The sequence below is a fragment of the Candidatus Aquicultor sp. genome, assembly GCF_054640775.1.
Genome location: NZ_JBTSLF010000015.1, coordinates 1 through 17736 on the forward strand (window position 1 = coordinate 1; position 17736 = coordinate 17736).

Genomic DNA, 17736 nt, shown 5'->3' on the forward strand with positions numbered 1-17736 from the left:
AATATGATGTTAAATGTTCGGATACTTATACACTGCTGAATAATCTTACTTCACAAGAAATCATTCTATTAGATAATTGATAGAACTCCTGAAAAATATAACGGTCCCTAAGAAACCAAAGGGACCGTTATATTTTAGCCGTTAGTTAATTTCCTGGATTACCCCTTGTAACGCCCATTCCCCCCGGCTCAAGAGATCGGATACTAGAGCCTAGATAATCACCTGTTTCAGCATCATAAACGCACACGCGTACCGCGTTTTTTACAAAACCCTTCCGATGCTGATAACCGTTCGGGTACCTTGCAACAATTACGTTAACCACGCGGTCTCTTGCAATGGAAGGATCCAGGTCAAATTCGGTGTACTTATTGATAAAATCCTCGAATGTCAACATTTCCTTGGTTACATAATAAACGCCATCTTTTAAATCACCATCTGGGATATATCCTTTCATTTTCTCAACGGGTTTGAGTTTGTCCGAGCCTTTATTGCCTGGTCTAAGGATAGGCACTTGGTCGGCATTCGGAATCCCAGATTCGGCAGCTCTCTCTTTATACCCGGCATTTAGATTTTCTAGCTTTTGGTATCGCGAAACCTCAGTTGCAACCGCTTTGCCTCTATCGGCGTTAACCATGATACCAAAGGATAAGGCTAGTGCGACACTCACCGCTATTATTGCTATTAAAGCTTTATATCTTTTCATTAATACAGCCCTCCCTTAATACGATTGTATGGTTGTGGAATTTCCACCTGAATTCCACGTAGCGTATATATAAGGCCCAACGTTATCCACGCCAACATTGACCGGTCCATTCCAGCGTCGCCACGAACCCTGCGATAGGTAATTCTGGCTATTTACATCCACTGGAGTCCCAAAATTTTGTGAAGCGCCAGTCTGATTCAAATACTCATATCCCATATAATTTGATGCAGCATCAACCGAGGAAACACTGTCGCTGAAAGTACCATACGATGTGCCGTTGATAAAAATGTTCCATATATTATCGTTGTTAGTGTCTGATATCTCAAAAGCATATCTTTGCCCAACCGATAATGACTTATTGAGTTCCCACTCAACATAGACACCGTTGATACTTTTCCCCTTAAAAGCGCCCTTGTAGTAGAAATCAGGAGTCGGGTCAGGAACCTGGCCGTCATCAGTTAAACTGTGGTCCATGTCGCCGTCTGTATAGCCCATCTCAAACCAATCGCTTGAATTATGGACAGCCATCCACTCTTCAAAGTTAATAAAGTTGCGAGCATGTAACTGCCATTTGGAATCAGTATTGGGTATCAAGAAACCACCCTTTATTCCCCTATAATTATGATTGGCTAGAGAAGATCGTGCATATCCTGCGTATGCTGTGTTTGCAACACTTAATACTGTTAAAAACGTTGCAACAAGCAATAGAAATATCCTTTTCTTTAACATTACGCCTCCTTAAAACTTGAGATTTGCTAAAATCTAACTAAACAGCAAGACAATCTAACATCTCTCACCCCCCCCGTTTTGTAATAAGCTAACCCTGTCGGCTGCAATATTGCAGCCGATAATAACTAAAGGTACAGCCAACTAATTGGTTGCTTTTGTTTTTGGTATTTTAGCAACATATTACGTCTAATCTAAAAGTAGCATTAAGACGATTGCTCGCACAGTAAAATATTACCTTTTCCAAGATCGCTTTATACTCGTTTTGCCAAGCGGTTGAAGTTCTTAAACTGATAGTGGAGGAACTAAACCGATAAGCAGCAATATGGTAACTGTGATAAAAGCATGGGGACAAGTTAATATCAAAAGCAAATCCTCAGCAATACAAGTGCCACAATTATGTCTGCAAATCCATTTCAAGCGGAAAAATTTGTGATAATACGATTAACATCCTATTTAGCCAAGGGACTTTACACCAATATTAGGAATAATTCGTTCTAGAATTCCATTAGGTTTCGTTGTATTATTGTTTATTAAATAGGCTTGGGATCATGTCAAATTACTTAAGGAGTATACATGCGCTATAAAAGGTATTTTGCATATGTTCTCTGCTTACTGTTACCTCTCGCAAGTACTAGCTGCTCTAGTTCCAATCAAGAAAAAAGCACCTTAGAAATCCCTAGATTAACAACCAGCGATAGCTCTACCACCCTGCATACCAATAAGTTTGTTGATCGCAACAAAATTCAGTGGGTCACGATGAGCGGCGGATTAGAACTCCGTACCAAAGTGCTCTATCAAGAAAATGCGCCAAAGAAACTGCAAAGAATTATAGAGATGATTAACCGCGCAACAAAAGAGAGGGCTAGCACCAAAATTGAAATTGAAAATCTTTATAGCCGAGCTCACCCAATAGGCATTCTAATTGGCTTTAAAAACGGAACTCGAGCATTTGTTGGCCCTGTGTATAGTACCAATACGCCCAGTAGTAGCAAGATCGGAGCTCAACCATCCAGCGATTACTTTATTATTAATTACCAAAATGATAATAAATCTATAACGGCTTTCTCTAAAGAGGTTGCAAGCTATCTCATTAGCCATAAATGGGAAGAAGATATGCCGACAGTTAGAGACGTTAATATTAACAAGCAGAAGTTTAAGGTTGGCGACACCGTAACCCTCTCCGGCGATGGCTGCATTGAAAAAGAAGTGAAGATATATTTACAACTACCCACCTTAAAAAAGAGATACTTAATAGGACAAGTAATGCCCAAATTCGGACAGTGGAAATGGCATAGCACAATACAAAAAGAGTTCATTACTCCCGCCGGTAAACACAGCACAATTGATCCTGGTTCTTACCTCTTTGGTATCTACTTCGGTGAGGAATGGATAGGCACAGGTCAAGTAGCGATACAGTAGCATCTGCGGTTTGGAGCTTATCTATACAATTACGGTTTCAACTGCGAAAGAAACGTCATGATAGCAAAAAGGCTAAAAGTTCAAATCCCTTCCCGGGTTATCATTTCCTAAAATGAAAAAACGCCTGTGGGAAGGCGTTTTTTCAAAATCGAAACTATGTAGCGGGGACAGGATTTGAACCTGTGACCTTCGGGTTATGAGCCCGACGAGCTACCGGACTGCTCCACCCCGCGTCGTTGTGGCCGATTACCGGCAGACTTGATAATAACACACATCATTTCTCATTGCAAAAGCAGAAAAGCAGTACTATACTTGGTTACTGAAGTGTCTATTTGAAAAGCTGGTAATCGCCAGCTCGGTATGGTAAAATATGCCTAAGTAAGCTTTCCAGGAGGACTAATTGTATCGCGACAAGGCTGAACGCGTAATTCTCGCAGTCTTGATGCTGTTTTTTCTAGCACAACCAGTTTTCGCAACACCACTACCAGGCCAAACTGCCACGACACAGACAATCGACAATACAGCATTTATACAGAACCAGCAACAGAATACGGAAACAACAGCAACAACGATGTCCGGCGGCGCCGGGCCGGGACTCGAGCAAGCTCTAGCCGATGCCGAAATGGCCGTCAGGCAGGAGCAGGCTGAGAGAATTAAGACAGAACTCGATAAACTTGGTGATGAGCTTGAGCGTTTAAACACGGACTACTTTGCCGAGAACGCCAAGCTTGCAGCTATTGAGCAGAGTCTCAACGAGACGCGTGAGCGCCTCCGCTGGTTTGAGGCTGAGCTTGAGGCACAACGCCAGGTGCTCAATGACCGCCTCTCTAATATCTACAAGCACGGCGACGTCGAGCCGATTAACGCCATCATCAATAACACCAGTTTTTCAGAACTCCTTACGCGTCTTAGCATGCTCATGAAGATCAGCGAGCAAGATGTGCAACTCATGGATAAACTCCACGATCAGAAAGAAAAGGTCGAGTCCACAAAGAACTCGCTTGATCAACTCTTTGCACAGCAAAAAGAGATAACCGCAGAACTCGAAGGGCGGAGAAAGTCCATCGAAGCCAAGATGAAGGAAGAATCCGACCTTCTTGCAAGTATCGATACGCAAACCAAGCAGATCCTGCAGCAGGACGAGCAGAAGCAGCAGGCAGCGCAGGTCAGCATCGTTAAGACCCTGACGACTACCCCGCAGACGGCTGCCAGTAAAATCTCAGTGGAGCCTGGGACCATCGCGTTTGAAGCTCTGAAGTACCTGGGCGTACCTTACGTCTGGGGCGGCGAAAACCCCAAGGTCGGCCTGGATTGTTCGGGTCTGGTCAAGGTCGTATTCAAAAAATTCGGTGTCGACCTCCCCCATTATGCTCGCGCACAAGCCGGGCTCGGCGCACCTGTGAGCTACGATGAATTGCAACCGGGTGACGTAGTCTTCTTCGGACACCCGATCCACCACGTCGGTATTTACCTTGGCGAGGGTTACTTCATCCACGCACCGAAGCGCAACGATGTGGTAAAGATCAGCAAACTGGCAGACCGCAACGACCACGCGGGTGCACGGCGCATCGTCAGCATCGTTCCATCAGCCCAATAATCACATAGTCACTGCATCCTCAATTAGTTACGCATCGCTTTCCCGCACTTCGCGCATGACCCCAATAGTTCGATACCATTGAATCCATACAAGCGCTCTATAGCCAATCGCCTTGGGCACAGAGGATATACTACCGATTGCCTAGAAAACGTGCTTAAATAGAAGCAGTTTTGGGAATTCAAGAATCATCCCTGGCAAAGAAGGAGAGGATGAATGAAGGAGTTAACCTCGCTTGCCCTCGATGTTGCAAAAACATTCGGGGCGACGTATGCGGATATCAGAATCATCGAAGAACAAAGTGAATCGATCGTGATAAAAAACGGCCGCGTTGATGAGATCTCGGCCTCGACCAATTACGGCTTCGGGGTACGCGTGCTGGCAAACGGCGCGTGGGGATTCGCCGGGAGTTTCCTGGTTGAGAAGCCGGAGGTAGAGCGGGTCGCCCGTCTGGCAGTGGAAATCGCCAAGGCCAGTGCTCTGCTGGCGAAGCAAAGCGTGGAGCTGTCGCCGGTGCCGGTCGTCCAAGACAGGTACACATCCGATGTTCAAATCGATCCCTTCACCGTTTCGCTCGAGGACAAGCTCGCGCTTTTGAGCGAAGCCGAGGAGATCGTGCGGAAAACCCAGGGGGTTACGATATCTTCGGCCTCCATGCACATATCCAAAGAGAAAAAGATCTTTGCAAACCTTGAGGGCAGCTATATCGAGCAGGAGATCACCGAGTCGGGTGCCGCGCTTGATGCGGTTGCAATCCAGGGTAGCGATATCCAGGAGCGCTCGTATCCCAACTCACACGGGGGCGATGTGGCCACCGCAGGGTACGAATTTATCCGGGGGATGCTTCTTAGAGAGAACGCCCCCAGGATCGCTGAGGAGGCGGTTCAGCTCCTCTCGGCCAAACCGTGCCCAAGTGGTGAACTTACGGTTATCTTAAACGGTGATCAGCTTGCGCTGCAGGTACACGAGTCCTGCGGGCACCCGGTCGAGCTTGACAGGGTGCTCGGTATGGAAGCAAGCTTTGCCGGAACGAGCTTTCTGACGCTGGATAAACTCAATAAGTTCCAGTACGGCTCCCCTATCGTCAGCATCAACGCCGATGCGACGATTTCAGGGGCGCTCGGCACGTTTGGCTACGACGATGAGGGTGTTCCGGCCCAACGCTTTGATATCATAAAAAACGGTATGTTTGTGGGCTACTTGACGTCGCGCGAGACGGCGCCGGTCCTGAGACAAAACAGCAACGGTTGCATGCGGGCGGACGGTTGGGGTAGGCTCCCTCTCGTACGCATGACCAATGTCAGCCTGCTTCCCGGCGACTCATCCCTTGAGCAGATGATCGACGGAGTTAAAGACGGGCTCTTCCTTTCGACTAATAGAAGCTGGAGCATCGATGACAAGCGGCTGAACTTTCAGTTCGCGACCCAGATAGGCTGGGAGATCAAGAACGGCAAGCTGGGGGCTATGATTAAGAACCCCAACTACACCGGTATCACCCCCGAGTTCTGGAACTCATGCGATGCCATTGCGGGAAAGGATGAATGGCGTGTCTGGGGACTTGCCAACTGCGGCAAGGGTGAGCCTATGCAGGTCGCACATGTGGCGCACGGGGCGGCCCCGGCCAGATTTAGAAACGTTAAGGTGGGTGTTGGCAGATGATAGATAAACAGCGCATTCAAGATGCTTTAAAGACGGCGATAGACTACTCGACCGCAGACCAGCTCGAGGTGCTTGCAAGCGGTCGCAGCATGGCCCTCACCCGCTTTTCAAATAACAGTATCCATCAAAATGTGGCAGAGACCAACGTAAGCATCTCGATAAGGGCGGTCATCGACAAAAGACAGGGATATGCTTCCACCAACCGCCTCGACGAACGATCGATAAAAGAGATGGTAGATAAAGCGATAGAGATCGCGAAGCACAGGCCGCCGGATCCTAGCTTTGTCTCTCTGCCGGAACCAAAACCGATCATTATGCGGGATCTCGTATCGGAATTAACGGTAGATTACTCGCCGGATGAACGGGCATCGGATATAGGTAAGCTTGTTGGCGTGGTAGAGCCGAGCAACTTGAGCGCGGCCGGCGCCTATTCCACCGGGTATAGTACCGTTGGGGTCGCAAATACGCTCGGGGTAAACGCGGTTGAAACGATAAGTGAGGCCGAACTACGGGCGGTCGTAATGTCCGGCACCAGTTCGGGCTATACCAGCGCGACAGCGACCAGCGTCAGCAAGATCGATGTCGAGACGCTTGCGGAGGCGGCAAAGGGCAAGGCGTTGGCGGGGCAAAACCCGATAGACCTTGAGCCGGGCACCTACACGGTCATCCTCGAGCCCGATGCGGTTGCGGATATGGTGTCGTTTATGGCCTTTGCGGGCTTTGGGGCGCTCTCCGTACAGGAAGGGCGCAGCTTTATGAAGGATAAACTCGGCGAGAAAATCATGAGTTCGAATGTCTCTATCTGGGACGACGCGCTTGACCCCAACACCATCGGGCTTACCTTCGATTTCGAGGGTGTGCCGAAGCAAAAGGTGGTCTTTATCGACAACGGCGTGGCTAATGCGATCTGCTATGACAGCTATACCGCGAACAAGGAAGAAAAACAGTCCACGGGGCACGCGCTTCCAGCGCCTAATACCTATGGGCCGCTGCCGCTTAACCTTATCATGGCACCCGGCGCGAATACGTTCGATGACATGGTGAAAAGCTGCGAGCGGGCCATACTGGTCAGCCGGTTCCATTACACCAATCTCGAGGACCCGATAAAGACAACGCTTACCGGTATGACGCGGGACGGCACATTCTTAATCGAAAACGGAGCGATCGTAAAACCCATTAAGAACCTGCGGTTTACGCAAAGCATCGTGAATGCGCTGTCTGGGGTAGATATGGTATCTGAAGCTCGATTACTTAAGAACGCGATTCTTGGGGCCGCATACGTGCCGTGGCTAAAGATCGGGGCATTTACCTTTACCGGGGCGACGCAGTTTTAAGGTAGCTTCTGCTTGCCTTTTTAACAAGGATGACTTCAGTACCGCTGCCAGCCCGGCTTTCTACCTCGAAGCGGTCGACGAGGTTGTGCATAAGCGGGATACCCCTCCCACCCGGTTTCTCGATCGATGGGAACTTGCATTTGCGCCCGTGGAATTTGAAGCCGCAGCCCGTATCGAGAATCCGTGCGGTTATTTCCCCTGCACCGATTAAAAACGAGATGAGTATACGATCGCTTCTGGAGTGCCGTACCGCGTTGGTTGCGGCCTCTACGACCGCAAGAATAAGGTCGTTGGTGTCGTCGTCATCGAACGAAGCGGAGTGCGCGGCGTCCGATGTCAGTTGCCGTATACTTGCGAGATATTGTGACTCGGCCGGCACTGTCAGCTCAACAGTACCTTCTAATGCTTGTATGGAATGCATCTTCTTTAACCCCTTGCTGCCGTACATCTCTGTATATATCGACAGCTTCTTTTTGGAGATTAATCCGTATGCTCCCAAAAAAATAATAGACCCGGATAAGTAACTGGAGGGGCGCCATCACTCATCCGGAATCTATCATCTATCACCAGATTAGCAGAAGGGCACTGCTTATTGCAAGTGGTATCGCTAATTAACTCATACGGTATGTTTCTATAACTCCTGTTTATAGACCTTATTGGTATAGCGTAGGGGGTATATTACCAAGCTTACGGTACCATGGCTAGATGCCGGAAGCCAAGTGCAAGGCCATTATGCGCCGCATGAGCATCGGGTGTTGAATACTTAAAGCCCCGGGTCGGCATTAACGTGCTTTAGGCATCCAAACGTATATCAAATAACCGGTCTCCAGAAGAAATATATTTATTTTAAAGCTTGCTGGACAATAGGTAATTGCATACCGCTACCTCGGGAAAGGTATCTGCTAAAAGGAGCCTGCTGCAATGTACTGGAAAATTATGGCTAGACATTTAAGTGATCTTCAGTCAAAATCTAGGACTTAGGGCAATAAAAAGAAGGGAGTTGGTAGATAAGAGCGGATTTATAACAAATACATATCGCTTACATGTGTTTCCAAGAACATATTGTGTTAAGACCGATCAGCATCAAGTTAGCTTTTTATATATACAACACTCATCGCAGCACAGGTTGCAGTTTTTACAAACAAGAACCCCTTAATCCACAAATTACTTCATTAAATCCAGTACTAAAAAACCTATCTTAGACGTGCATTTTAATCTCGATTAAAATTTTTCCGACCATCCGGCCGACAACAGACACTGCAAAACATTGCGGTTGCGGCTTTATTTAATCTCGAAAGGAAGTGATGTTTTGAGTTTGCGAAAAATTATGTTACTTTTGCCAGTGCTCGTAGTGCTCTTTGCACTTTTAAATATTCCTATGTCTGAGGCATCGCAAACAAGCGTATCTCATGAAAGCATCCAGGGAATACAAGACCAGATAACGAAGATGAAAGACGATCTAAATGTCGCTATTGTCAATCACCACAAAGCCAGCTCTGAGCTTCAATCTGTAGACTTAAAGATCGATGTCAACGAAGCAAAGCTGATACAGACCCAGTGTGAGCTTAACGGTATCAAAAAGGATCTCGATACGATGATCGCTTCTTCGGGAAGCCTGGGATTACCCAGTCTCCTCTCTGTCCTCGCATTCTCTCGAGACTTCGGAGACCTGACAAGTAAGGTCACCACAACCTATCTCGCTGTCGACCACTACGTCGAAACCACCATTCGCCTGCACTCATTACAGGATAAACTCGTGCGGGAGAACCTGGCGCTCGCAGCCTTACGGCACGAGAAAGAGGCCAAGCTCAAGATAGCGGAGTGCAAGCACGTTGATATAGATAGAACGCTTAAACTGGAGAATACCTCACTCGCTTCATTGGCGCAGCAGGAAGCATCCGATGATCGGGTTGCACGTCGCGGCTCAGGCAAAAAAATCGCGATGGCGAGTATCGATTCTTCGTGGAGCCAGAGCTATGTATCGCGTGGACTCGGCCGTTCCGGGTTTGTATTCCCGGTCGCGGGGGCGCACTCGTATACCGATAGCTGGGGCACTCGCCGCTCTGGGGGCCGTAGGCACAAAGGCACGGATATTATGGCCTCGAGGGGCACTCCGGTCGTAGCCTGCGTGAGCGGTGTCATCAGCCGGACTTCGCCCAGTAGCCGCGGAATCGGCGGTATCACGCTTTGGCTCAAGGGTGATGACGGTAACGAATACTACTTCGCCCATTTAAATAGGATCGCAAGTGGCGTATCCGCAGGAACCAGGGCCAACAAAGGGCAGCTCATAGCATATGTCGGAAGCACCGGAAACGCCAGCGAGTCGGCGCCCCACCTGCATTTTGAAGTGCACCGTGGCGGCGGAGCGGCAACCAACCCTTATCCTATTCTTAAAAGCACGGGTAACTAATAGCATAACGGATGTGACTTGGCGTAAAGCAACCGGTCGTAGCCCGGTTATTGCTAAATAGTTTACGTGACTAGAAACGCGGGTACTACCAATTTGGGTGGCAAGGATTGACAAGAGCAGCGCAAACAGATACCTTCAAGACTAGATACCGCTAGCATGTATAGATACCATAGTAACAGGTAGCCGCTAGCTGAAGCCAAGGAGCTGTTGCATGAGCGATCTTCTCTGCTCACCGGGTGATTGCTGAGCACCCGCAAAATATACCGAGAACTGCATGGTATGCGGTGAGAAACTACACTACGGCTCGATTCCGGAACCACGGACATGTAACTTTTGCAATGAGGTCAAACCCGGCTCCATATCCTGTGTAAACGGGCACTTCGTCTGTGATGCGTGCCATGGTAAGGACGCATTTCATGCCATCTCGGATACCGCGCTCAACACCCAGCTAAATGATCCATTAGAGATAGCTGAGCTTATGATGCTACATCCGGCGGTGGCTATGATCGGTGGCGAGCACCACGCGATCGTAGCGGGTGCGGTGATGGCGGCGCTTAAAAATAGCGGTCCCGTGCATTATAACCACAGGCAGATTGAGATAAACGACTTTCTTATCGAGCGAACGCTCGATAGAACGTGGACGGATAAACTTGCCTCGTGCATGTGTGCAAATTATGGGGCATGCGGGGCGGCGCTTGCCGCGGGTGCGGTTTACAGTCTCCTTACGGATGCGACCTGTGATATCCCAAAAACGAGGGAGAGACAGGCTTCGATGGAGATTACGAACTATGCGGCCTCAGAGATAGCGGCATACCGCGGGTCCTGCTGCAAATTAAGCACCAGGATCGCCATTGATGGCATCTGCCTGGCGTTAAAAGAGCATTTTGGAATAGAATTGCCCCTTAAGAAGATAGCGTCATGCCAGCATAAGAATAGAAATCCCTACAGATGCCTTGGTGCGCTGTGCCCGTACTCAAAGTCTGATCCAGGTAATAGCCAGAAAGACGTTTAGGACTTTTAGAGAGCCCTTTCGATTGTGCCGCCGCCTACCACGACCTCTCCATTATAAAACACTACCGCCTGTCCTGGTGTGATCGCCGATTGTGGGTGTTCGAATTCGACAAGTATCCTGCCTTCCGGCTCGGGTGAAATCTTTGCGGGCGACTCAGATGCTTTATACCGGATTTTTGCTTCAACGGCCATCGGGGCAACAAGCTCACGGATGGAGATCAGATTGATATTATCCGCGATTAAAGCGGTTTTTCCCAGGTCTTCCTTGGTTCCTACGATGATGGCATCTTCCTCTTCTTTGATAGAGATAACGTAGAGTGGGACCGGTGAGGAGATCCCAAGCCCCTTCCTCTGCCCTATCGTGTAATGGATAATACCCTTATGGACCCCTAACACATTTCCTTGCTTGTCGTAGATGGGACCCGGCTTCTCGGCGCCAGGGGTATATTCGGTCACAAATTTAGGATAGTTCTTGTCGGGTACAAAGCAGATTTCCTGGCTCTCCGCCTTTTGGGCTACGGCAAGACCCAGTTCGGCGGCCTTTTTGCGCGTTGCGTCCTTGCTGAGGTGCCCGATAGGAAACATCGTATGGGCGAGTTGGTCCTGCGTTAGGACGTAGAGTGCATAGGATTGGTCCTTGCTCCCGTCGATACCCTTCTTGAGAAGGTACCTGTCTCTCGTATCATCGAACTCGATGCGCGCGTAGTGGCCGGTCGCTATATAATCTGCGCCGATCGCCATAGCCTTATGGCGCAACGCTTGGAATTTAACGAATTGGTTGCATCTGATGCACGGGTTGGGCGTGCGTCCGCTCTTGTATTCAGAGACAAAGTTCTCGATGACTTCTTGCTTGAATATTTCACGGAAATCGAAGGTATAGTGCGGTATGCCTAACTTGTAGGCGACGTTCTTGGCATCGTCGGCCGCTGAAAGCGAGCAGCACCCGCCAAAGCGCTCGGCCTCCTCGGCGGTCTTAGCCGACGGCCATATATTCATAGTTATACCGATGACCTCGTAGCCTGCTTCGACGAGAAGAGCGGCCGCTACCGAGCTATCGACTCCCCCGCTCATGGCGCAGACCACTCTTTTTCTTAGTTCAGCCATGCTTTAGCTATTCCGTATGCCCTACTTCTCTTCTGTGCCGGACTTTGAACGATAATCCTTGATCGCTTCCCGCAGGCCGTCTGCGGCAAGCACTGAGCAGTGCATCTTCTGTGGGGGCAGGCCGTCCAGGGCGTCGGCGATGTCCTGTCGCGAGATATTCTCGGCCTCCTCAATAGGTTTCCCGATAGCAAGCTCGGTAATCATGCTGCTTGTTGCGATAGCGGCACCGCAACCGAGCGTCTTAAACTTTATATCCTCGATCTTGTCATCCTTAACCTTGATGGTGATACGCATCAAATCGCCGCAGGTCGGATTGCCGACCTCGCCGATACCATCCGGGTTCTCGACTTCCCCAACGTTTCTCGGATTTCTAAAATGCTCCATTACTTTTTCGCTATACATGTTTCTATCTCCTTACATGCTTCTTGATCCTCTAATCGCGCTAAGGATTAGATTGTTAAGTGCACTTTTTCTCGCATATCAATCTCAAATTCGTAATTAGCCCTCGTTCTAGACCTTCTCATTCGACATTCGCAATTCGAAATTCGCAATTCCTAACACTTACTTTTGCCCCAGGATGCATCCAGTGGGGACATCGCCCTGAGGCGCTCGATGGTCGGGGGTAGTATATCTAAAAGGTAATCGACATCTTCTTTAGTCGTCTCTTTCCCAAGCGTGAGTCTAAGAGAACTATGAGCTATCTCGGCGGGAATACCCATGGCCAAGAGCACATGTGATGGGTCGAGAGTACCCGACGTACAGGCGGAACCGCTGGATGAGCTGATGCCCTCCATGTCGAGGCTCAGAAGAATCGCTTCTCCCTCTGCACCGACAAGGCACATATTAACGTTATTTGGAAGACGCTTTGCCGGGTGGCCGTTGAGCCTGGAGTTTGGGATGTTCTCGAAAATACCCCGGATGATATGGTCGCGAAGCTCGGCGAGACGCATGGCTTCGACCACCATCTCGCGCTCGGCTATCTCGACCGCCTTGGCAAAACCGACGATTCCGGCCACGTTGTGCGTGCCGGCCCTACGGTTGTTTTCCTGGCTTCCGCCCTGCATAAACGACACCATGCGCGTGCCCCTTCGCACATAAAGCGCTCCGACACCTTTCGGGCCGTAGAGTTTATGCGCTGAAACCGAGAGCAAATCGACACCGAGATCGTTTACATTTACCGGAATATGGCCAAATGTTTGAACCGCATCGGTATGCAAGTACACGCCTTTTGCACGCGTTACCTTGCTTATTTCCTCAAGCGGCTCGATTGTGCCGACCTCGTTGTTGGCATGCATGACGGAAACCAAAACCGTTGTATCGGTTATCGCCTTTTCAACGTCGGCCGGATCGACAATACCGTGCTCATCGACCGGCAGATAGGTAAGGCCAAACCCGCGCTTGTTTAAGAAATGACAGGGCTCGAGAACGGCATGATGCTCGATTGGCGTCGTAATGATATGCTTGCCCTTTTTCTCGTTAGCATAAGCAACGCCTTTTATGGCAAAGTTATCGGCCTCGGTGCCGCCGCTTGTAAAGACGATTTCCCGTGAGTCGGCGCCGATGAACGCCGCTACCCGGTCGCGTGCATCCTCTATCGCACCCCTCGCATTTCTACCCAGTGTATACAGGGAAGAGGGATTGCCGAATTCCTTCGTAAGGTAGGGCGTCATCGCCTCGACCACTTCCGGCCGCATCGGCGTTGTCGCCGCATAATCCAGATAAATAAACTTCTCTTCCAAAACTACTGCCTCCTCTTCCAGCTATAGCCTATATTCCTTCTTCTTTGATGGGTTCCATATCAAGCTCGCACGCCGCGTTCTTGCCATCGGCAGCATCCTCTGCGACGAGGCGCAGCGATGGAGCGTTTTGTTTCTTAGCCAGCTCGTCTATCTTCTGCTCGAGTTCACGAATCCTATCGCCCAGGCACTTAATGGCTTGTGCTTCAGGGTCCGGCAAATGCCCGTGCTGAAGCTCTTCTTCGGCGGTAAGCCGCTGCCCGTGGGACATGACGACCCTGCCCGGGATACCGACGATGGTCGTGTTAGCCGGGACTGAGCGCACGAGGACCGAACCTGCGCCTACCTTGACGTTCTCTCCCACGGTAATAGCACCCAGCACCTTTGCCCCCGCGCCAACGACGACGTGGTTTCCAAGCGTAGGGTGACGCTTCCCTTTTTCCTTACCGGTGCCACCGAGTGTGGCGTTCTGGTAGACGAGAACATCATCACCGATCTCTGTCGTTTCACCGATGACAACGCCCATCCCATGGTCGATAAAAAAGCGTCGCCCGATTGTCGCCCCAGGATGGATTTCTATGCCGGTAATAAGCCGGCTAAACTGGGACATAACCCGGGGTATGAGCGGCAAGCGTTTTTTATACAGATAATGGGCAAGGCGATGCATTATGATTGCGTGAAATCCCGGGTAGCACAGCAACACCTCTATAACGCTTTTAGCCGCCGGATCTTTCTCGAATATGGTATTGATTTCCTCTTTAAGAGTCCGAAACATGCAAACACCTCCCCAAACGCCCGGCTTACTCCAGCTCGGAATAGACCGGATTACTTAAATATCTCTCACCGGTATCCGGCAAGATAACGACGATCGTTTTTCCAGCGTTCTCCGGCCGCTTGGCGACCTCGACCGCTGCATAGACCGCCGCCCCGCTCGATATGCCGGCAAGAATACCTTCTTCCCGCGCTAAGCGGCGCGCAAACTCAATCGCCTGGTCGTTTGTTACTTTAACGATCTCATCAATTATATCTTTATTTAAGACCTTAGGAACAAATCCCGCACCGATTCCCTGTATCTTATGCGGCCCCGGCTGCCCGCCCGAAAGAACCGGCGAATCGGCCGGCTCGACCGCAACTACATGAAGCTCCGGCTTTTTCTGTTTTATGGTCTCGGAAACGCCGGTGATCGTGCCGCCCGTGCCGACACCGGCTACAAAGATATCGATTGCTCCATCGGTATCTTGCCAGATCTCCTCAGCGGTGGTTCCCCTGTGGACATCCGGATTGGCCGGGTTTTCGAATTGCTGCGGCATGTAGTAATCGGGATTCTCGAGTTGTATTTCTGCGGCTTTGGCGATTGCGCCGTTCATCCCCTCGGCTCCGGGAGTAAGGACAAGTTTCGCCCCATAGGCTTTGAGCAGGTTCCTTCGCTCAATACTCATTGTATCCGGCATGGTGAGTATCACACTGTATCCCCGCGCTGCCGCTACGAAGGCGAGTGCGATGCCGGTATTGCCGCTGGTCGGCTCGACAATCGATATTCCCGGCCCTTTGAAGCTCGCCGGTGTTACAATCGTCTGGCCACGCTTTAACTTGCCTTCGCGCTCGGCCCAATCGATCATGTTGACGCCGATCCTGTCTTTCACACTTCCGGCCGGGTTAAAGGATTCTACCTTTGCGACAACGGTAGCCTTTGCCCCATCGGTTACCCGGTTTAAGCGTACCAACGGTGTCTTGCCGATTGTTTCCGTGATGTCGTTGTAGATACGTCCCACGATTACTCCCTCAATTCCATAAAAAAACTCGATACCTTAGACACATATGGATATATTTTAAATATATTAGATATGGTACATCGGCTGCGCGGACTGGTCGTAGTTTGTCTGCCGCTTAGCCAATTGCTCAAGGGTCATGCCCCTCAACACCCGCTCAACTGCAAGGCCTACCTGACACCATACGTCCTGCACGGCGCACTGCGCATTCTTAGCGCATTCAGGAGCCCCGTTACCTACACAAGTAACGGTTGAGAGCGGCCCTTCCAGGGCTTCGATGATTTCAAAGACTGTTATACCCTCCGGGGCGCGCGCCAGCATGACGCCTCCCTGGGCGCCACGTTGGCTTTTAACCAGGCCCGCTTTGCGTAATGCCGTAATCTGCTGTTCTAGAAAACGCTCGGGGATACCTTGCCGCATCGCTATCTCGCGAACGCCTATCGGTCGCTGACCGTAGTAGCCGGATATATCCACAAGAGCCCTTAGCGCATACTCACTTTTTGCAGAAAATTTCACCGTTTCTCCTCAATACACTTAATGTCCTTGTATTTCTACAATTCCGATAAAATTAGTGCGCGTAATTGTAGCTTATCACCGGAAAAAGCTGGATGTCAAATGAATTTGCTCTATGGACGGGGTTTTTCATCGAGAATTGCGTTCATATTGCCGCTCTTAAAGCCCGCAAGATCGAGCGCAACAAAATGAAACCCATGCTGTTTTATGCTGTCTGTGATTTCGTCGGCCCGACTCAGCACTTCTTGCATGACGTCAACGGGTACCTCTATTTTTGCGAGGTCGCCGTGGTGGCGAACCCGCAGCTGTGTGAAGCCTAGCTCTTTTAAATACCGCTCGGCCTCGGCTATCTGATGGAGTTTATCTTCGGTTATCCGCTCGCCGTAAGGGATACGCGAGGCAAGACACGCCGCGCTCGGCTTATCCCAGGTGGGTAGACCTAGGGTCCGCGAGAGTTCACGAATATCGGCTTTTGTTAGACCGGCCTCTTTAAGCGGGCTTCGAACACCGAGTTCATGGGCCGCCTTTGTGCCCGGGCGCCAGTCGTTATCATCGTCGGTGTTGGAGCCCTCGGCGACCCACTTGAAGCCGCGCTCGGCCTGCAGGTCTTTTAATGCGGAGAAGCGCTCCTTTTTGCAGTAATAGCAACGCTCAGGTGAGTTTACTATGAAATCTTCGCTCATAAATTCATCCGTCTTTACCACGAGGTGGGTCGCGCCAATGGCGGTTGCCGCTTCACCGGCTTCATCGAGTTCGGTCCTTGTAAGGGTGGCGGAATCGGCGGTCACCGCAAGTACGTTATCACCGAGTAGGCCGTGTGCGCTCTTCAGCAGGAATGTGCTATCGACGCCGCCGGAGTACGCGATGAGCATGCTCTTCATCTCGCTGAGAATGGTGATCAGTAGAGAGTGTTTTTGTCGTAATTCAAGGGAAGGATTAGTCCTTAGCGCCATCGCCCTGCTCTACTGCCTCCCCCGTCTTACCTATCTCACCGATCTCACCGATCTTATTAATCATCGCAGCAAGATACCCTGCGCCAAAGCCGTTATCGATATTCACAACTGAAACACCGCTTGCGCATGAGTTGAGCATGGTAAGAAGCGGGGCCAGACCCCCAAAATGCGCCCCGTACCCAATACTTGTGGGCACGGCGATAACCGGGCAGGAGGCAAGGCCGCCCACCACGCTTGGCAGTACACCGTCCATGCCGGCTACGACAACAAGCACCTTGGCGGAGGCGATCTTCTCATAGAAGGCAAGAAGCCGGTGCAGACCGGCAACGCCGACATCGAAGACACGGGCGACCTTTGCGCCGAGCATCTCCGCGGTGATAGCGGCCTCCTCGGCAACCGGTACATCCGCGGTTCCCGCGCTGATAATGATTACGTTCCCGACCGCTGGTGTGCTCGGGCGCCTGTCGACGACGATTATCCTGGCCTGGGAATGGTAGATCGCCTCTGGCTCGACGTCTTGCACCGCACGGTATGCGGCCTCATCAGCCCTGGTAGCGAGAAGCGTATTGCCGTTATCGAGAAGTGTTCGCGAGATATTTTTAATCTGCTCAGGGGTCTTCCCCTGGCAGAAGATGACCTCGGGGAAGCCTTTTCTCATCGCCCTGTGGTTGTCGACCTTGGCGAATTCAAGATCGGTAAAGGGCAAGTGTTTGAGCCTTTCATAGGCCTCTTCAACACCCACGTCGCCGTTTTTCAGCCGTTTTAATATCTGCCTGATCGTGTTATCGTGCATGAACTCCCT

At 50.4% G+C, this 17736-nt stretch carries 17 protein-coding genes and 1 tRNA gene; 6 read left to right on the forward strand and 12 right to left on the reverse strand.

Going from position 1 to position 17736, the window contains the following annotated elements:
- Positions 1-145 precede the first annotated feature (145 nt).
- Positions 146-703: a hypothetical protein gene (locus ACYC56_RS02415; RefSeq protein ID WP_461372588.1), complete on the reverse strand. Its 558-nt coding sequence runs from the start codon at positions 701-703 to the stop codon at positions 146-148.
- A gap of 15 nt (positions 704-718) precedes the next feature.
- Positions 719-1432 (reverse strand): hypothetical protein, encoded by a 714-nt coding sequence (locus tag ACYC56_RS02420; RefSeq protein WP_461372589.1) that lies wholly within the window; start codon positions 1430-1432, stop codon positions 719-721.
- Between the two features lie 573 nt (positions 1433-2005).
- On the opposite strand from ACYC56_RS02420, the gene ACYC56_RS02425 reads away from it, so the two are divergent.
- Entirely contained in the window at positions 2006-2851 is an 846-nt protein-coding gene (locus tag ACYC56_RS02425; RefSeq protein WP_461372590.1) for a hypothetical protein, read from the forward strand.
- A gap of 159 nt (positions 2852-3010) precedes the next feature.
- Here ACYC56_RS02425 and ACYC56_RS02430 read toward each other — a convergent pair.
- Positions 3011-3084 (reverse strand) — tRNA-Met (locus ACYC56_RS02430).
- A 167-nt stretch (positions 3085-3251) separates the two neighbouring features.
- On the opposite strand from ACYC56_RS02430, the gene ACYC56_RS02435 reads away from it, so the two are divergent.
- The 3 genes from ACYC56_RS02435 to ACYC56_RS02445 all read left to right on the forward strand — a co-directional run bounded on the left by ACYC56_RS02435 (position 3252) and on the right by ACYC56_RS02445 (position 7438).
- The gene (locus ACYC56_RS02435) at positions 3252-4448 is read left to right on the forward strand and encodes a C40 family peptidase (protein WP_461372591.1); all 1197 of its coding nucleotides are present in this window, start codon (positions 3252-3254) and stop codon (positions 4446-4448) included.
- A 213-nt stretch (positions 4449-4661) separates the two neighbouring features.
- A complete protein-coding gene (locus ACYC56_RS02440; protein ID WP_461372592.1) occupies positions 4662-6104 on the forward strand; it encodes a TldD/PmbA family protein in 1443 nt (480 codons plus the stop codon).
- On the forward strand, positions 6101-7438 hold the full coding sequence (locus tag ACYC56_RS02445) for a TldD/PmbA family protein (protein WP_461372593.1): 1338 nt from the start codon (positions 6101-6103) through the stop codon (positions 7436-7438). The genes ACYC56_RS02440 and ACYC56_RS02445 overlap by 4 nt, the downstream gene beginning before the upstream one ends.
- Here ACYC56_RS02445 and ACYC56_RS02450 read toward each other — a convergent pair.
- Positions 7416-7859, reverse strand: a complete 444-nt coding sequence (locus tag ACYC56_RS02450) for an ATP-binding protein (RefSeq protein WP_461372594.1) — start codon at positions 7857-7859, stop codon at positions 7416-7418. The two genes, ACYC56_RS02445 and ACYC56_RS02450, sit on opposite strands and share 23 nt — an antisense overlap.
- Positions 7860-8816: 957 nt before the next feature.
- On the opposite strand from ACYC56_RS02450, the gene ACYC56_RS02455 reads away from it, so the two are divergent.
- Entirely contained in the window at positions 8817-9848 is a 1032-nt protein-coding gene (locus ACYC56_RS02455; RefSeq protein WP_461372595.1) for a M23 family metallopeptidase, read from the forward strand.
- Between the two features lie 274 nt (positions 9849-10122).
- Positions 10123-10860, forward strand: a complete 738-nt coding sequence (locus ACYC56_RS02460) for a DUF5714 domain-containing protein (RefSeq protein WP_461372596.1) — start codon at positions 10123-10125, stop codon at positions 10858-10860.
- Positions 10861-10865: 5 nt separating this feature from the next.
- Here the strand turns inward: ACYC56_RS02460 and mnmA are convergent, their stop codons facing one another.
- The 8 genes from mnmA to larB all read right to left on the reverse strand — a co-directional run bounded on the left by mnmA (position 10866) and on the right by larB (position 17727).
- Positions 10866-11963 carry a tRNA 2-thiouridine(34) synthase MnmA gene (mnmA, locus tag ACYC56_RS02465; protein ID WP_461372597.1) on the reverse strand — a complete coding sequence of 366 codons (1098 nt, stop codon included), beginning with the start codon at positions 11961-11963 and terminating at the stop codon, positions 10866-10868.
- Positions 11964-11984: 21 nt separating this feature from the next.
- Positions 11985-12365, reverse strand: a complete 381-nt coding sequence (gene nifU / locus ACYC56_RS02470) for a Fe-S cluster assembly scaffold protein NifU (RefSeq protein WP_461372598.1) — start codon at positions 12363-12365, stop codon at positions 11985-11987.
- Between the two features lie 152 nt (positions 12366-12517).
- Positions 12518-13702 carry a cysteine desulfurase NifS gene (gene nifS, locus ACYC56_RS02475; RefSeq protein ID WP_461372599.1) on the reverse strand — a complete coding sequence of 395 codons (1185 nt, stop codon included), beginning with the start codon at positions 13700-13702 and terminating at the stop codon, positions 12518-12520.
- Between the two features lie 28 nt (positions 13703-13730).
- Positions 13731-14474, reverse strand: coding sequence for a serine O-acetyltransferase (cysE, locus tag ACYC56_RS02480; RefSeq protein WP_461372600.1), 744 nt, complete (start codon positions 14472-14474; stop codon positions 13731-13733).
- Positions 14475-14499: 25 nt separating this feature from the next.
- Positions 14500-15471, reverse strand: a complete 972-nt coding sequence (gene cysK, locus ACYC56_RS02485) for a cysteine synthase A (RefSeq protein ID WP_461372601.1) — start codon at positions 15469-15471, stop codon at positions 14500-14502.
- Positions 15472-15537: 66 nt separating this feature from the next.
- Positions 15538-15984 carry an RrF2 family transcriptional regulator gene (locus ACYC56_RS02490; protein ID WP_461372602.1) on the reverse strand — a complete coding sequence of 149 codons (447 nt, stop codon included), beginning with the start codon at positions 15982-15984 and terminating at the stop codon, positions 15538-15540.
- A 110-nt stretch (positions 15985-16094) separates the two neighbouring features.
- On the reverse strand, positions 16095-16934 hold the full coding sequence (gene larE, locus ACYC56_RS02495; RefSeq protein WP_461372603.1) for an ATP-dependent sacrificial sulfur transferase LarE: 840 nt from the start codon (positions 16932-16934) through the stop codon (positions 16095-16097).
- On the reverse strand, positions 16918-17727 hold the full coding sequence (gene larB, locus ACYC56_RS02500; RefSeq protein WP_461372610.1) for a nickel pincer cofactor biosynthesis protein LarB: 810 nt from the start codon (positions 17725-17727) through the stop codon (positions 16918-16920). Before larB ends, larE begins: the two co-directional genes overlap by 17 nt.
- Between the last annotated feature and the right edge of the window lie 9 nt (positions 17728-17736).

Coding starts and splice junctions, on each gene's coding strand:
- ACYC56_RS02440 (WP_461372592.1), top strand. CDS start 4,662: ATGAAGGAGTTAACCTCGCTTGCCCTCGATGTTGCAAAAACATTCGGG.
- larB (WP_461372610.1), bottom strand. CDS start 17,727: ATGCACGATAACACGATCAGGCAGATATTAAAACGGCTGAAAAACGGC.
- ACYC56_RS02455 (WP_461372595.1), top strand. CDS start 8,817: ATGTCTGAGGCATCGCAAACAAGCGTATCTCATGAAAGCATCCAGGGA.
- cysE (WP_461372600.1), bottom strand. CDS start 14,474: ATGTTTCGGACTCTTAAAGAGGAAATCAATACCATATTCGAGAAAGAT.
- ACYC56_RS02450 (WP_461372594.1), bottom strand. CDS start 7,859: ATGCATTCCATACAAGCATTAGAAGGTACTGTTGAGCTGACAGTGCCG.
- nifU (WP_461372598.1), bottom strand. CDS start 12,365: ATGTATAGCGAAAAAGTAATGGAGCATTTTAGAAATCCGAGAAACGTT.
- ACYC56_RS02415 (WP_461372588.1), bottom strand. CDS start 703: ATGAAAAGATATAAAGCTTTAATAGCAATAATAGCGGTGAGTGTCGCA.
- ACYC56_RS02420 (WP_461372589.1), bottom strand. CDS start 1,432: ATGTTAAAGAAAAGGATATTTCTATTGCTTGTTGCAACGTTTTTAACA.
- ACYC56_RS02425 (WP_461372590.1), top strand. CDS start 2,006: ATGCGCTATAAAAGGTATTTTGCATATGTTCTCTGCTTACTGTTACCT.
- mnmA (WP_461372597.1), bottom strand. CDS start 11,963: ATGGCTGAACTAAGAAAAAGAGTGGTCTGCGCCATGAGCGGGGGAGTC.
- larE (WP_461372603.1), bottom strand. CDS start 16,934: ATGGCGCTAAGGACTAATCCTTCCCTTGAATTACGACAAAAACACTCT.
- ACYC56_RS02460 (WP_461372596.1), top strand. CDS start 10,123: ATGGTATGCGGTGAGAAACTACACTACGGCTCGATTCCGGAACCACGG.
- ACYC56_RS02445 (WP_461372593.1), top strand. CDS start 6,101: ATGATAGATAAACAGCGCATTCAAGATGCTTTAAAGACGGCGATAGAC.